Source organism: Burkholderia sp. EMB26, assembly GCF_024730645.1.
GTDB lineage: Bacteria > Pseudomonadota > Gammaproteobacteria > Burkholderiales > Burkholderiaceae > Burkholderia > Burkholderia cenocepacia.
Genome location: NZ_CP078070.1, coordinates 52,807 through 66,356 on the forward strand (window position 1 = coordinate 52,807; position 13,550 = coordinate 66,356).

Genomic DNA, 13,550 nt, shown 5'->3' on the forward strand with positions numbered 1-13,550 from the left:
GGCTTACGTGAAGCTCTGCGCGAGCGAGCCGATCAGCAGCTGCCAGCCGTCGACCAGCACGAACAGCATCAGCTTGAACGGCAGCGACACGGTGGACGGCGACACCATCATCATCCCCATCGACATCAGCACGCTCGCGACGACCATGTCGATGATCAGGAACGGGATGAACACCGTGAAGCCGATCTGGAAACCGGTCTTCAGCTCGCTCGTGACGAACGCGGGCACCAGCAGCGACAGCGGCACGTCGTCGGGGCCCTGCATCGGCGCGGCCTTCGAGATTTTCGCGAACAGCGCGAGGTCGGTCTCGCGGGTCTGCTTCAGCATGAAGGTCTTGAACGGCGCGACGCCGCGCTGCACGGCCTGCTCCATCGGCATCGAGCCGTCGGAGAACGGCTTGTAGCCGTCGTTGTACGCGCGGTCGAGCACCGGCGACATCACGAAGAAGGTGAGGAACATCGCGAGGCCGACGAGCACCTGGTTCGGCGGCGTCGTCGCGGTGCCGAGCGCCTGGCGCAGCAGCGACAGCACGATGATGATGCGCGTGAAGCTCGTCATCATCAGCAGCATCGCCGGCAGGAACGACAGCATCGTGAGCAGCAGCATCGTCTGCACGCTCAGCGAATAGGTGGTGCCGCCGTGCGGCCCCGGGCTCGCGTTGAACGCGGGCAGGCCGCTCGCCTGCGCATACGCGAGCGCAGGGGCGAGACAGAGGATCAGCACGGGCGCGACGCGCGCCGCGCGACGCAGGAATGCGTGTTTCATCGGAATGCGGAGACTGGAAGAGGGCGCGGCGCCATGTCAACGGTCCTTGCCGCGACCGAGGCGTTTCGCGGCTTCGCCCGCGAGCGCGTCGCGAAACCGCGAGCCGAACGTGCCGGGCAGGCCGGCGTCGGGCGCATGGCCGCCGGCGGACGCGTCGGCCGGAGCCGACCCCGCGGTCGCGGTGGCCGCCACCGAGGCGGCCGGCAGCGTATGCAGCAGGCGCACGTTGCCCGGCGCGACGCCGAGCACGAGCCAGGTGTCGCCGATCTCGACGATCGTCGCGCTTTCCTTCGCGCCGAGCCCGACGCTCGACACGACCTTGAGCGGGCCGCCGCGCCGCGCGGGCTGGAAGCCGAAGCGGCGCGCGAGCCACGCGCACGCGAACACGAGGCCGATCACGACCGCGAGCCCGACGAGCGTCTGCAGCACCGCGCCGATGCCGAGCGACGGCGCGGCCGAGCCGACCGTCACGCTCGACGCGATCGAACCGGGGTGGTTCACCGCGTTCATGTCCGCGGCGCCGGCCGGCGCGCACACGAGCGACGCGACGACGGCAAGCACCGTCGCCGCCATCGCGCGGCACACGCGCTGGCCGGGCTTGACGACGTTCATCGATTCAGCTTCCGGATACGTTCGGCCGGCGTGATGATGTCGGTGAGGCGAATGCCGAACTTGTCGTTGACCACCACGACTTCGCCCTGCGCGATCAGGCAGCCGTTCACGAGCACGTCCATCGGCTCGCCGGCCATGCCGTCGAGCTCGACGACCGACCCCTGCGCGAGCTGCAGCAGGTTGCGGATCGCGATCTTCGTGCGGCCGAGCTCCACGGTCATCTTGACCGGGATGTCGAGGATCATCTCGATGTCGTTGTGCGTCGAGCTCGCCGCGGCCTTCGACAGGGGCTGGAACACGCCGGCGCCCGTCGCCCCGGCCGCCACCGGCTGCTGGTTCTGCTCGGCGAGCGCGGCCGCCCAGTCGTCCATGCCCGGATCCTCGTCGGCCGCGGCCGGCGCCTGCGCGTCGGCGGCCGACGCCGCGAGCGCTGCATCGGCCATCGCCTGCATGTCGTCGTCGGGCGTCTGGTTCAGCTCACTCATATCCACCTTCCTTCATCGAATCGCTCGCGCCGATCATCTTCTGCACGCGCAACGCATATTGACCATTGAAAATTCCGTAGCCGCATTCCATCACCGGCACGCCGTCGACCTTCGCGGTGATCGTGTCCTCGATCTCGAGCGGCAGCACGTCGCCCGCGCGCAGGTTCAGGATCTTCTCGAACGTCGACGAGATCTCGGCGAGATTCGCGGTCAGCTCGACCTCGGCGGCCTGCACCTGCTGCGACAGCACGCGCACCCAGCGGCGGTCGACTTCGAGCGCCTCGCCCTGGATCGGCGAGCTGAGCACGTCGCGGATCGGCTCGATCATCGAGTACGGCATGCAGATGTGCAGCGTGCCGCCCGTCGGCCCGAACTCGATCGAGAACTGCGTGACGATCACGATCTCGTTCGGCGTCGCGACGTTCGCGAACTGCGTGTGCATCTCCGAGCGCACGAATTCGAACTGCAGCGGCCGCACGCTCTTCCACGCGGTCGTGTAGTGCTCGAACACGAGGTTCAGCAGCTTGCCGATGATCCGCTGCTCGGTGGCCGTGAAGTCGCGGCCCTCGACGCGCGTGTGGAAGCGCCCGTCGCCGCCGAACAGGTTGTCGACGACGAAGAACACGAGGTTCGGGTCGAACACGAACAGCGACGTGCCGCGCAGCGGTTTCACGTGCACCAGGTTCAGGTTGGTCGGGATCGGCAGGTTGCGGGTGAATTCGCTGTACTTCTGCACCTTCACCTGGCTGACGGAGATTTCCGCCGTACGCCGCATGAAGTTGAAGATGCCGATCCGCAACAGGCGCGCGAAGCGGTCGTTGATGATCTCGAGGCCGGGCATCCGGCCGCGGACGATTCGCTCCTGCGTCGCGATGTTGTAGGGGCGGACGCCCGATGTGTCGCGCTGCTCGTCGACTGCATCGGTTTCGCCCGTGACGCCCTTGAGGAGGGCATCGACCTCCTCCTGGGACATGAACTCCTGGTGACCCATACGCGCTCCTTTCGCGGCCGCGTTACTGGACGACGAACTCGGTGAACAGGACGTCGTCGACCTTCGCGCGCTGGTTGCCCGGCTGCGTCGGCTGCTCGATCAGCTCCCGCAGCTCCGTCGCGAGCGAACGTTTGCCGTCCGGCGTCGCAAGCTCCTCGGGATGCTTGTTCGACAGCGCGAGCAGGATCCGGCTGCGGATTTCCGGCATCCGCGCGGTCAGTTGCTCCTGCGCCTTCGGGTCGGTGAGTTTCAGCGACAGGCCGACGCGCAGGTAGTGCTGCGCGCCGTCGTCGGACTGCAGGTTCACGGTCAGCGGGTCGAGCGGGAAGAACACCGGCGCGGCCAGCGGCGCCGGCTCGGCGGGCGCGCTCGCGTGGCCGACGCCTGCCTTGCCCAGGAACACGTACATGCCGCCGGCGGCGGCGGCAGCCGCGCCCAGCGCGATGACGGCGATGAGCGCGATGCGCTTGAACTTGCCGGACGAAGCCGGCTTGTCGGCGGTCGGGTTTGCGGTCGTGGCCATGTGAATGCGTGCGTGATGTCTCGTAGCATGCATTGTTCGGCATCCGGGCCGAGGCCGATGGGCGGAAAAGAGGGGGGAATTGCGGCTATCTCAGCCGATTGTCGGCCGGCGCGGCTCGATGCAGGGCAGGAACGGCGGGGAAACGATCCCCGGGGAGGAGCGGAGTGCGGCCGGCGGGAACCGGGCCGTCAGGCGAGGAACGCGGCAGGGCGGCGAGCGGCGCCCGCCCGCGCATCCGTCGTCAGATCGGCAGCAGCGTGAGCAGCGGCGCGATCAGCACCATCGCGACGCCCGCGATCATCATCGTCAGGCTCGACACGACGCCTTCCTCGCTGCCGATCTCGCGCGCCTTCGCGGTGCCCACGCCGTGGGCGGCCGCGCCGAACAGCGCGCCGCGCGCGAGCCGCGTGCGCATCGGCACGAGCGCCAGCACGAGTTCGCCGAGCAGCATCCCGCAGATGCCGGTCGCGATCACGAACAGGGCCGTGAGGTCCTTCGGCGCATGGATCTTGTCGGACACGGCGAGCGCGAACGGCGTCGACACCGAGCGCGTCATCAGCGAGCGCTGCAGCTCGGGCGACAGGTGCAGCAGCTTCGCGAGCAGCAGCGACCCGCATACGCCCGCCGCGATCCCGACCGCGACGCCGACCGACAGCGACAGCCAGTGGCGACGGATCAGGTCGCGATAGTCGTAGATCGGCACCGCGAACGCGATCGTCGCCGGGCCGAGCAGCCACATCAGCCAGCGCGTGTCGCGGAAATAGACCGAATACGGGATGCCGGTCAGCAGCACTAGCAGCACCAGCACGCCCGGCACGAACACGAGCGGCGAGAACAGCAGCGTCTTCTTGTACGCATAGAGCCGCTTCGACGCGAAATACAGCACGACGGTCAGCACGAAGCAGCCGACGGAGATCGCGGTATTCACCCGGTCGGCGGGCAGGTTCGATAGCGCGGCGAGCATGAACGGCTCCGGCTCAGTGCGCGATGGCGCTCAGGCGCGCGCGGCGGCGTTCCGCGAACACGCGCTGCGCGGCGAGCCGGCGTTCGAGCTTCGCGGCGAGATCGACCGCGACGGCCACCGCGACCATCACGAACGCGGTGCCGGCGAGCATCACCAGCGCGATGCGCCAGCCGTCCTCGCGGAACAGCCCGCCGTACTGCACGGCCGCGACGGCGGCCGGCACGAAGAACAGCAGCATGTCGGACAGCAGCCAGTTCGAGCCGTCCTTCACCCACGCCGGCGCGACGCGACCCGAGAACAGCAGCACGAGCAGCACCGCGAGGCCGATCACGCCGGACGGAATCGGCAGCCCGACCTTGCGCACGGCCCAGTCGACCGCCATCCACAGCACGCCGAGCGCGGCGGCCTGCAGCACGATCCGGCCCGTGTGCGCGAGGCTGCCCGAAGCAGCGGGGCGGGCGGCGGCAGTGGCGGTCGGCTTGTTCATGGCGGGCTCCATACAGATGTTTCTGTCAATGGAGCAAGTATAGGGTTTCCCCTAACCATAAATAAAATGACTTGTCTCTATCCTTGTCATTCCAATTCGGAATTCGCTTGCATTCAGCCGCACCAATCTGGGGAGTGATCGATGGAATTGCGCGCACTGCGGTACTTCGTCGAGGTGGTTCGTCAGCAGAGCTTCACCGCGGCGGCCGACAAGCTGTTCGTCACGCAGCCGACCATCAGCAAGATGGTGAAGGCGCTGGAAGACGAGATCGGTTCGCCGCTGTTGCTGCGCGACGGCCGGCAGATGGTGCTGACCGACGCCGGGCGGATCGTGTTCCAGCGCGGCCAGGACGTGCTGGCCGCGCAGGCGCAGCTGCAATCGGAGCTGAACGATCTCGGCACGCTCGGACGCGGCGAGCTGACGATCGGCATTCCGCCGCTCGGCGGTTCGCTGTTCACGCCGATCATCGCCGCGTACAAGCAGCGCTACCCGAACATCGAGCTGAAGCTGTTCGAGCAGGGCGCGCGGATGATCGAGGCCGCGCTGACGTCGGGCGAGCTGGAGCTCGGCGGGCTGCTGGAGCCGGTCGATCCCGGCACGTTCGAGCGGCTGCCGATGGTGCGCGCGCCGCTGTGGCTCGTCGCGCCGCGCGAGTCGCGCTGGGAGGACCACGCGGCCGTGCCGCTCGCGGATCTCGCGCGCGAATCGTTCGTGTTCTATGCGGAAAGCCTCGCGCTGCACGACGCGGTGCTCGATGCGTGCCGGCAGGCCGGCTTCACGCCGTCGATCGTGAGCCGCAGCGGTCACTGGGATTTCATGGCCGCGCTCGTGCATGCGGGCGTCGGCATCGCGCTGCTGCCCGAGCCGTATTGCCGGCGGCTCGACGCGGGGCAGTTCACGTGCCGGCCGATCGTCGAGCCGGAAATCACGTGGGCGATCGCGCTCGGCTGGCTGAAGAAGGGCTATCTGTCGCACGCGGCGCGCGCCTGGCTCGACGTCGCGCGGGCGACGCTGCCGCTCGCGCCGGCCGACGATCTCGCGTTCGGGGGCTTGCGGGCGCGGGAATGAGGCAAGGACGAGACGTTCGGCACGCTGATTTCATTCAGTGCCGTCGAATCTGTTTCGAATCGTGTCGGCGTGCAACGCATCGAAATCCTCGGGGACCCGAATCTGCCCCTTCATGAATCCGACCCGCGATACCGGAGCAAGCGTCGGTGCCGAGGCAATCGGCACGACTTTGACCAGCGGCTTGCCGTCGTTCTCGATGACGAACGGTTCACCAGAACGAATTGCGTCATCGATCAAAAGCGACAGGTTCCTTGTCGCATCACGTAGGTCATAAGTCGGCATTTCACTGTTCCGCGAGTCCGGGTCGGCCAGCTTAGCTCTTTATCTATGTGGCGGACGCCGCATGGGCGGCGTGCCGGGAACCCGAACGCGACCGCCTCAATGCCCCATCGCCGGCCCCGCGCCCTTCTTCGGCTTCGTGATCCACACGAGCGCCGCGAGCGCGATGAACACGCCCGCCGACAGATGGAAGAAGTCGTTGGTCGCCATCATGAAGCCCTGCTGCGTGACGAGCTGGTTGAGTTGCGCATTGGCCGTCTGCCCGACGATGCCGAGCTGCGCGAGCGCGCCCTGGTAGTCGGTCGTGTTCTGCGCGTAGACGCTCACCGATTCCGACAGCCGCGCATGATGGTAGATCGCGTCGTTCTCCCAGAACGTCGAGCTGGCCGCGGTGCCGATCGCGCCGGACAGCGTGCGCAGGAAGTTCGACAATCCCGACGCGCTCGCGAGCCGCTCGTCGGAGATGCTCGACAGCGTGATCGTCGTCATCGGCACGAAGAAGCACGCGACGCCGATGCCCTGCACGAGCCGCGGCAGGATCACGTGGTTGAACGGCACGTCGAGCGTAAACGTCGCGTTCCACAGCGACACGCCCGCGAACACGATGAACGCGAAGCTCGCGACCATCCGCAGGTCGAGCCGGTGCATGTTGCGGCCGATCAGCGGCGACAGCACCAGCGCGAGCAGCCCGACCGGCGCGGTCGCGAGGCCAGCCTTGCCGGCCGTGTAGCCCATCACCGTCTGCAGCCACAGCGGGAAGATCACGACCGAGCCGAAGAACGCCATGAAGCCGAACGAGATGATCAGCGCGCCGAGCGCGAAGTTGCGGTCCTTGAACAGCGACAGGTCGACCACCGGCTCCTTCTCGGTCGCCTCCCACACGAGCATGAACGCGAGCGACACGACGGCGATCAGCGCGAGCGCGACGATGAACGGCGAGTTGAACCAGTCGCGGTCCTTGCCGAGGTCGAGCATCATCTGCAGGCACGACACGCCGATCACGAGCAGCGCGAGGCCGATCGCGTCGATCCGCTGCTTCGACGTCTTCGTTTCGCGGCCGCGCAGCAGGAAGTACGCGCAGGTCGCCGAGAACACGCCGATCGGCAGGTTGATGTAGAAGATCCACGGCCACGTGTAGTTGTCGCTGATCCAGCCGCCCAGCAACGGGCCGAAGATCGGGGCGACGATCACCGTCATCGCCCATAGCCCGAGCGCGAGCCCGCGTTTCGCGGGCGGGTAGCTGCGCATCAGGATCGTCTGCGACAGCGGCACCATCGGCCCCGACACGAGGCCTTGCAGCAGCCGGAACGCGATCAGCGTCTCGAAGTTGGTCGCGAGGCCGCAGAGCGCCGACGCGATCGTGAACGCGAGCACCGACAGCGTGAAGAGGCGCACCTCGCCGACCCGGCGCGCGAGCCAGCCGGTGAGCGGCACCGCGATCGCGGACGCGACCGAGTACGACGAAATCACCCACGTGCCTTCGCTCGTCGCGACGCCGAGGCTACCCGAGATGGTCGGCACCGCGACGTTCGCGATCGACGTGTCGAGCACTTCCATGAAGGTGCCGAGCGCGAGCCCGACGGTCAGCAGCGCGAGTGCGCCGCCGGTCAGCGGTGCGGGTTCGGCGGCGGGGGAGGGGGCGGATGCCGTGGTGGCGGACATCGGAATCTCCTAGACGCGGCGCGCGCGACGCGCCGGCACAACGCACGGGCGCGCGACGCAGCGCGGCCCGGCCGGGTGGAATGAAAAAGGGAAAAAGCGGAGCGCGTGCCTCGTCATCTTCTGCCCAGACAGAGAAATAAGCGAATGCTTAACCTAGACATGAGGGCTCCGCGCACATCAGCAGTCGGGTTCGTCGGGCTTCGGGCAGCCGGTCGAGCCGGGCCCGTTGGCGATGAAACGCTGCAGCAGGCCGGTGAGCGTCGCCAGTTCGTCGGCCGAAAAGCCCTCCAGTTGCGCGTTGAGCGCGGTCGCGACCAGCGACGGCAGCGCACGGGCGGCTTCGAGGCCGCGCTCGGTCAGCGTCAGCTCGATCATCCGGCGGTCCTGCTCGCTGCGCGCGCGTGCGATCAGCCCCTTGCGTTCGAGCCGGTCGAGCATGCGCGTCATCGAGCCGCTGTCGTACGACATCTTGCGGGACAGTTCGAACGGCGTGCGCGCGTAGCCGCGCGACAGCAGGAGGATCACGCCGATCTGCTGCGCGGTGAGGTCGAGCGGCTCGAGCGCGCGATCCATCCGCTCGACGAGCGCCTGCTTCGCCTTCGACAGGTAATAGCCGAGGCTCGTTTCCAGCGCGATGTTCTCGGGATCGTAGAGGCCGCCGGTCATACGATTGCGCGCGCAGCAATAGTGCGTTTCGGGTTAAAACGCGCCCAGTATCTTGAAAAATGATTGCTTAGTCAATATTATTTGAGTCAACCAGTTACGACGTGCATGTTGCACTGCCGGAGACTATGTTCTGACCGATTGGCCCGCGCTGCCGGGCACCCGAGGATGTTCGCGATGCTGTTCCTGAAAAATGCCGCCGGCGCGCTGCGCCGCAACCTGACCGATACCGCTCATCATGTGTTCTCCGGGCCGCACCGCGGCTGGAAGATCGCGCTGTACGTGACGATGCTGGTCGTGCCTGGCGGCTCGCTCGCGGCGCTCGGGTTCGCATGGTTCGATCATCGCCGGCAGCGCAACGCGAAGGGCGGCGCCCGCCGTACGAGCCAGCCGGCCGTGACGGAGCCGTCGACATGGCGGGCCGCCGCCGAACCCGTCCCGGTGCCCGTGCGCTGCCACTGACGCTGCACCGCTCCCGCCGCTCTCCGCACGATCCTGTCTGATCGCCGGCCGCGTCACGCGCGGCCGGTGTCGTACGCCCGTTCGCACGCCGTTTTCCCGCAAGCCGGCCGTAATGGCCGGTAAACCGGCCGGCCGCGCCGGTAACACATTCGGGCTGTCGCCCACCGTACCCTTAGGGCTGCGCAGCTTTCCCGCCGTCAGTTACCATTTGTCCGCCAGCGGCATGACGACCGCATCGCGCGGCGCCGCTCGCCGGCCGTCACGCCCAGACAGGAAAACCACCATGCCGTACGCCCCCCTCCCGCGCGCCGTTCGCCCGCTGAGCGCCGCCGTCGCCATCGCGACGGCCGTGCTGCTCGCCGGCTGCGCCGTCGGGCCCGACTATCACCGGCCCGACACGTCGATCCCCGCCGCCTTCAAGGAAGCGCCGGCCGGCTGGAAAGTCGCGCAGCCCGCCGATCGCGCCGACCGCGGCCCGTGGTGGACGGTCTACAACGATCCGCAGCTCGATGCGCTGATCGGCAAGCTCAACGCGTCGAACCAGACCATCGCGCAATCGGCGGCCGCCTACCGGCAGGCGCGCGCGCTCGTCACCGAGGCGCGCGCCGCGTATTTCCCGACCGTCGGGCTGACCGCATCGGGCTCGCGCGCGCGGACGCCGCGCACGTCGCTGTCGTCGGGGTCGTCGTCGAATTTCGGCAGCGGGTCGACCGGGTCGATCAACAACAGCTACAGCGTCGGCCTCGACGCCAGCTGGGAACCCGACCTGTGGGGCAAGGTGAGCCGCACCGTCAGCGCGCAGCGCGCCGGCGAAGCGGCCGCCGCGGCCGATCTCGCGAACGCGCGGCTGTCGCAGCAGGCGCTACTCGCGCAGACCTACTTCCAGTTGCGCACGTCCGATGCGCTGCAGAAGCTGCTCGACGACACCGTGCAGTCGTACCAACGGTCGCTGCAGCTCACGCAGAACCAGTACGCGCAGGGCGTCGCCGCGCGCGCCGACGTGATCCAGGCGCAGACGCAGCTGCAGAGCGCGCAGGCCGCGCAGATCGACAACGGCGTCGCCCGCGCGCAATACGAGCATGCGATCGCGACGCTGATCGGCGAGCCGGCATCGACCTTCTCGCTGCCGCCGAACCCGCTCGCGGCCGAGCCGCCGATCACGCCGGTCGACGTGCCGTCCGCGATCCTCGAGCGCCGGCCCGACATCGCGGCGGCCGAGCGCCGCGCCGCGGCCGCGAACGAGCAGATCGGCGTCGCGATCGCCGCGTTCTTCCCGACGCTCACGCTGTCGGCCACCGGCGGCTTCCAGAGCTCGGTGTGGTCGCAGCTGTTCACGCTGCCGGCACGCTTCTGGACGGTCGGCCCGCAGCTCGCGGCCACGCTGTTCGACGCGGGTCTGCGCGCCGCGCAGACCGATGCGGCGCGCGCGACCTACGACCAGGACGTCGCCGCCTATCGGCTCGCGGTGCTCACCGCGTTCCAGGACGTCGAGGACAACCTCGCGTCGCAGCGCATCCTCGCGCAGGAAATCGACGTGCAGCGGCAGGCCGTCGACAGCGCCGAGCACGCGCTCGCGATCGTCACGAACCAGTACAAGGCCGGCACGGTCGCGTACCTGAACGTGCTGACCGCGCAGACCACCGCGTTCACCGCGCAGCAGAAGCTCGCGACGATCGCCGGGCAGCGGATGGTGTCGTCGGTCGGGCTCGTGAAGGCGCTCGGCGGCGGCTGGAACGTATCGGAGATGGCGCGCGAGAACGGCGACATGGCGGCGCCGGCGCCCTTGCCGGCGTCCGGTGCGACCGCGCCCGCGGCCACCGCACCGTCGCCCGTCGCGCCGCTCGCGCAGAAGTAGGAAGGAAAGCGGGCGACGCGCGCGTTCAGCGCTGCGCGTCGCCAAAGATCAGCGACACCTGGTTGTTGCCGATCGGGTGGCCGAGCAGGTTCAGCAGCCCGGCGAGGTTCGCCTGTTGCTCGGGCGCCGCGTGCGCGGTGCCGCGGAACGATCCCTGGCCGGGGCCGAAGCTGCCGTGCCCGTCGAGGAACAGCGGGCCCTGCGTCGTCGACAGGTCGAGATCGGCGCCCGCGCCCTTCGCCTGCAATACCGCGCGGTACGAACCGAGCGGCTTCACGCGCGACACGCGCGAACTCATCGAATCGATCGTCACCGTCAGCTGACCGAACGCGTTGTTGCCGATCAGCCGCCAGTCGCTCCAACCGAGCCGCACGTCGCCCTGCAGGTCGAGCGTGTTGAACGGCGTGCCGAGCCCCGTGAGCAGCGACGCAGGCACGGCCATCGTGCCCGCCGACAGCACCGCGCCGCGCCACGTCGCATCAAGCGTGACCGCGTCGGGCATCGCTTCCGTCTGCCGCATGCGCATCTGCACGCGCCCGGTCAGCAGCGGCCAGAAGCGCGTGGTCCATTCGACCCGGCCCGGCAGCAGCGTCGCCGCGCTCTGGTCCGCGCCCGGCGCGAGCATCAGCGTGCCCGAGCCGTGCCACAGCGACCCGTCCGGATCGACGAGATTCACGTGGCCGCCGGTCGCCCGCGCGAACTGCGGCGCGATCCACGCGGCCGGCGCGAGCGCGACGAGCGTCACCGCCGTCGCCAGACCGCCTGCCAGCACCCACGGCAACACGGCGACGAGCCGTCTCACCCACGGCCGCATCGGCCGGCCTTCGTTTGCGTCATCCACAGCCGTCATCTATTTCTGGACGGAAGGTTGCATCACGGCCGTCAGGTCCACCTGGCCGTCTTCCTTCAGCGCCGTCGCATGCGCCTCGCCGACCTGCACCTTGAACTGCCGGCGCGCATCGTCGAGCCACTGCGTCCATGCCGGGAACGACACGTTCTTCATCTGGATCTGCACGCCGTTGCCGACGATCTGCACCTGCGCGCCCTGCAGCCCGTGATCGGACAGCGACGCGGTCAGCGCATCCTTCAGCGCGAGGCCGGTCGGCGCGACACCCTGCGCGGCGGCGGCCAGCGACTTCGCCTCGTTCGCCTGCGCGGTCATCTGCGCGAGTTCGTGACGCATCGTCGGCAGCTCGCGCTGGATCCGCGCACGGCCTTCCTGCGCGGGCGACCACAGCACCGAATACGCGATCGCGACCGCCAGCACGGCGCCGCCCCAGCCGAGCAGCGTCTTCTCGCGCGGCGTGCGCTCGCCCCAGAACTGGGCCAGCGTCTGGTTCAGTTGTTCGGTTTTCATGAGCGGCTCCGGATCGTCCATTTGCCCGTGTTGCTGTCGACTTCGCCGGACAGTCCGTTACGCGCGAGGCGCTGCGTGAAATCGGGATCGACCTTGACCTCCGGCTTGAAGCCGACGTCGAGCCGCCGGTCGTGATAGTCGAGCGACGCGATGCCGTTCAGCGGCAGCGCGCCCATCGAACGCGACAAACCGCTCGACAACGCGAGGAAATCGTTCGGCGACAGCTCGCCGGCCGCGAGCCGAAGCTGGTCGAGCTGGCGCTGCATCTGCGCAGGCGGATCGAGCACGGTGGTCGTCTTCGGGAACGCGGACAAGAGCGTCTCGGTGATCTGCGCGGACAGCGCATCGCGCTCGCGCGACAGCTTCCACCAGTGCAGGTTCATCCCGATCACCGCGACGCCGAGCGTCGCCGCGGCCAGCGCGATCGGCACGCGCAGGCGCTTCACCGTCGCGCGGTCGAAGCGCCACGGCTGCGACTCGAACTCGAACTGGCACAGATCGAATGGCTCGGTCAGCGCCCGGCGCGCGAACGTGTCGAACGACAGCGGCGCGGCGCCCGGCAGCAGCGGCGCGTCGGTGCGGCCGACCGACGCGAGCCGCGGCTCCGCGCCAGGTTCGCCGAGTTCGTACAGTTCGACGTCGCCGCCGCCCGCGAGCGCGGCCAGCGTGCCGGCCGCGCGCGATGCGGGCGCCGCGAAGCCTTCGCCGAGCGCACCGCGCGCGACCGCCAGCTCGAGGCGCGGCGCACCGGCCGCCGCCGGCAGCGCGCCGGCTTCGACGAGCACCGGTTCGACCGCCGTCGCGAGCCCGAGCACCGCGGCGACGGTCGCCGGGCGGGCAGGCGGCTCGGTGACGTCCGCGACGAGCGCGGCGGCGTCGGTCGGCTCGCCGTCGGCCGGCACGGCGGAGGCCGCGTGGGCCGACGCACGCGGCGCCGGCAGGCAGCGGGTCGCGGGGACCGCGCTCAGGTGCCGGTGACCGGCCGCGGTGAATGCGTCGCAGATCGTGCGGAACCACGCGCGATCGACGACGGCCAGCACGCGGCGTCCGTCGGGCAGCGCGGCCGGATCGAGCGCGATGTGGCAGCCGAGCGGGTCCTGGATCAGCTGATCCTCGACGATGTTGGGCAGCGCCTGGCGCAGCTTCGGCCCCTTCAGCGGCGGCACGGTCGCGGCCAGCAGCAGCACGTCGCGCGCGGCGACGATCAGCACCGTCGCGTTCGCGCGCGGCAGCAGCGCGAGCGCGGCGCGGCCCGCGCGCTGCACCTGGCCGGCCTTGTCGACGAGCGTGAACGGCAGCTCGGGCCACTGCCATTCCTGCAACGGCACGGCAGGCTCGCGCGGCGGCAAAGAAACAATCAACGTGCTCACAAGAGCT

At 69.2% G+C, this 13,550-nt stretch carries 16 protein-coding genes; 3 read left to right on the plus strand and 13 right to left on the minus strand.

All coding sequences use genetic code 11. The features are described 5' to 3' along the window. Positions 1 to 3: 3 nt before the first annotated feature. The 7 genes from fliP to KU887_RS00260 all read right to left on the minus strand — a co-directional run bounded on the left by fliP (position 4) and on the right by KU887_RS00260 (position 4,827). The gene (gene fliP, locus KU887_RS00230; RefSeq protein ID WP_006495403.1) at positions 4 to 765 is read right to left on the minus strand and encodes a flagellar type III secretion system pore protein FliP; all 762 of its coding nucleotides are present in this window, start codon (positions 763 to 765) and stop codon (positions 4 to 6) included. A gap of 36 nt (positions 766 to 801) precedes the next feature. Next, on the minus strand, positions 802 to 1,377 hold the full coding sequence (gene fliO, locus KU887_RS00235; RefSeq protein WP_084750994.1) for a flagellar biosynthetic protein FliO: 576 nt from the start codon (positions 1,375 to 1,377) through the stop codon (positions 802 to 804). After that, the gene (gene fliN / locus KU887_RS00240) at positions 1,374 to 1,862 is read right to left on the minus strand and encodes a flagellar motor switch protein FliN (RefSeq protein ID WP_006491286.1); all 489 of its coding nucleotides are present in this window, start codon (positions 1,860 to 1,862) and stop codon (positions 1,374 to 1,376) included. The genes fliO and fliN overlap by 4 nt, the downstream gene beginning before the upstream one ends. Then, positions 1,855 to 2,853, minus strand: coding sequence for a flagellar motor switch protein FliM (gene fliM / locus KU887_RS00245; protein WP_006477232.1), 999 nt, complete (start codon positions 2,851 to 2,853; stop codon positions 1,855 to 1,857). Before fliM ends, fliN begins: the two co-directional genes overlap by 8 nt. Positions 2,854 to 2,875: 22 nt before the next feature. After that, positions 2,876 to 3,376, minus strand: coding sequence for a flagellar basal body-associated protein FliL (fliL, locus tag KU887_RS00250; RefSeq protein ID WP_006491281.1), 501 nt, complete (start codon positions 3,374 to 3,376; stop codon positions 2,876 to 2,878). Positions 3,377 to 3,617: 241 nt separating this feature from the next. Next, on the minus strand, positions 3,618 to 4,340 hold the full coding sequence (locus KU887_RS00255; protein ID WP_006491274.1) for an LrgB family protein: 723 nt from the start codon (positions 4,338 to 4,340) through the stop codon (positions 3,618 to 3,620). 13 nt (positions 4,341 to 4,353) lie between these two features. Further along, on the minus strand, positions 4,354 to 4,827 hold the full coding sequence (locus KU887_RS00260) for a CidA/LrgA family protein (protein ID WP_258251561.1): 474 nt from the start codon (positions 4,825 to 4,827) through the stop codon (positions 4,354 to 4,356). Between the two features lie 141 nt (positions 4,828 to 4,968). On the opposite strand from KU887_RS00260, the gene KU887_RS00265 reads away from it, so the two are divergent. Then, positions 4,969 to 5,895 carry a LysR family transcriptional regulator gene (locus tag KU887_RS00265; RefSeq protein WP_006491270.1) on the plus strand — a complete coding sequence of 309 codons (927 nt, stop codon included), beginning with the start codon at positions 4,969 to 4,971 and terminating at the stop codon, positions 5,893 to 5,895. A gap of 30 nt (positions 5,896 to 5,925) precedes the next feature. Here KU887_RS00265 and KU887_RS00270 read toward each other — a convergent pair whose 3' ends face one another. From KU887_RS00270 to KU887_RS00280, 3 genes are all read right to left on the minus strand, one after another. Beyond that, complete coding sequence (locus KU887_RS00270) at positions 5,926 to 6,177, minus strand: type II toxin-antitoxin system Phd/YefM family antitoxin (protein ID WP_006495400.1); 252 nt, start codon at positions 6,175 to 6,177, stop codon at positions 5,926 to 5,928. Between the two features lie 96 nt (positions 6,178 to 6,273). Further along, positions 6,274 to 7,836, minus strand: a complete 1,563-nt coding sequence (locus KU887_RS00275; RefSeq protein WP_258251566.1) for a DHA2 family efflux MFS transporter permease subunit — start codon at positions 7,834 to 7,836, stop codon at positions 6,274 to 6,276. Positions 7,837 to 8,013: 177 nt separating this feature from the next. Further along, on the minus strand, positions 8,014 to 8,502 hold the full coding sequence (locus tag KU887_RS00280) for a MarR family winged helix-turn-helix transcriptional regulator (protein ID WP_006491271.1): 489 nt from the start codon (positions 8,500 to 8,502) through the stop codon (positions 8,014 to 8,016). A gap of 174 nt (positions 8,503 to 8,676) precedes the next feature. Here KU887_RS00280 and KU887_RS00285 point away from each other — a divergent pair, with 174 nt between their 5' ends. After that, a complete protein-coding gene (locus tag KU887_RS00285; RefSeq protein ID WP_012492985.1) occupies positions 8,677 to 8,961 on the plus strand; it encodes a hypothetical protein in 285 nt (94 codons plus the stop codon). 283 nt (positions 8,962 to 9,244) lie between these two features. Beyond that, positions 9,245 to 10,816, plus strand: coding sequence for an efflux transporter outer membrane subunit (locus KU887_RS00290; RefSeq protein WP_069353360.1), 1,572 nt, complete (start codon positions 9,245 to 9,247; stop codon positions 10,814 to 10,816). Between the two features lie 25 nt (positions 10,817 to 10,841). On the opposite strand, the gene KU887_RS00295 is transcribed toward KU887_RS00290, so the two are convergent. The 3 genes from KU887_RS00295 to gspL are packed head-to-tail and all read right to left on the minus strand — an operon-like array spanning position 10,842 to position 13,543. After that, complete coding sequence (locus KU887_RS00295) at positions 10,842 to 11,630, minus strand: type II secretion system protein N (RefSeq protein ID WP_006491283.1); 789 nt, start codon at positions 11,628 to 11,630, stop codon at positions 10,842 to 10,844. A 36-nt stretch (positions 11,631 to 11,666) separates the two neighbouring features. Next, entirely contained in the window at positions 11,667 to 12,173 is a 507-nt protein-coding gene (gene gspM, locus KU887_RS00300) for a type II secretion system protein GspM (protein WP_006491282.1), read from the minus strand. Next, entirely contained in the window at positions 12,170 to 13,543 is a 1,374-nt protein-coding gene (gene gspL / locus KU887_RS00305; protein WP_077190315.1) for a type II secretion system protein GspL, read from the minus strand. Before gspL ends, gspM begins: the two co-directional genes overlap by 4 nt. Between the last annotated feature and the right edge of the window lie 7 nt (positions 13,544 to 13,550).

Excerpts from the sequence above, each read along its gene's own strand:
- KU887_RS00265 (WP_006491270.1), top strand. The coding sequence starts at position 4,969 with ATGGAATTGCGCGCACTGCGGTACTTCGTCGAGGTGGTTCGTCAGCAG.
- fliL (WP_006491281.1), bottom strand. The coding sequence starts at position 3,376 with ATGGCCACGACCGCAAACCCGACCGCCGACAAGCCGGCTTCGTCCGGC.
- gspM (WP_006491282.1), bottom strand. The coding sequence starts at position 12,173 with ATGAAAACCGAACAACTGAACCAGACGCTGGCCCAGTTCTGGGGCGAG.
- KU887_RS00280 (WP_006491271.1), bottom strand. The coding sequence starts at position 8,502 with ATGACCGGCGGCCTCTACGATCCCGAGAACATCGCGCTGGAAACGAGC.
- KU887_RS00275 (WP_258251566.1), bottom strand. The coding sequence starts at position 7,836 with ATGTCCGCCACCACGGCATCCGCCCCCTCCCCCGCCGCCGAACCCGCA.
- KU887_RS00295 (WP_006491283.1), bottom strand. The coding sequence starts at position 11,630 with ATGCGGCCGTGGGTGAGACGGCTCGTCGCCGTGTTGCCGTGGGTGCTG.
- KU887_RS00260 (WP_258251561.1), bottom strand. The coding sequence starts at position 4,827 with ATGAACAAGCCGACCGCCACTGCCGCCGCCCGCCCCGCTGCTTCGGGC.
- KU887_RS00255 (WP_006491274.1), bottom strand. The coding sequence starts at position 4,340 with ATGCTCGCCGCGCTATCGAACCTGCCCGCCGACCGGGTGAATACCGCG.
- fliN (WP_006491286.1), bottom strand. The coding sequence starts at position 1,862 with ATGAGTGAGCTGAACCAGACGCCCGACGACGACATGCAGGCGATGGCC.
- fliP (WP_006495403.1), bottom strand. The coding sequence starts at position 765 with ATGAAACACGCATTCCTGCGTCGCGCGGCGCGCGTCGCGCCCGTGCTG.
- KU887_RS00270 (WP_006495400.1), bottom strand. The coding sequence starts at position 6,177 with ATGCCGACTTATGACCTACGTGATGCGACAAGGAACCTGTCGCTTTTG.
- KU887_RS00290 (WP_069353360.1), top strand. The coding sequence starts at position 9,245 with ATGCCGTACGCCCCCCTCCCGCGCGCCGTTCGCCCGCTGAGCGCCGCC.
- KU887_RS00285 (WP_012492985.1), top strand. The coding sequence starts at position 8,677 with ATGCTGTTCCTGAAAAATGCCGCCGGCGCGCTGCGCCGCAACCTGACC.
- fliM (WP_006477232.1), bottom strand. The coding sequence starts at position 2,853 with ATGGGTCACCAGGAGTTCATGTCCCAGGAGGAGGTCGATGCCCTCCTC.
- fliO (WP_084750994.1), bottom strand. The coding sequence starts at position 1,377 with ATGAACGTCGTCAAGCCCGGCCAGCGCGTGTGCCGCGCGATGGCGGCG.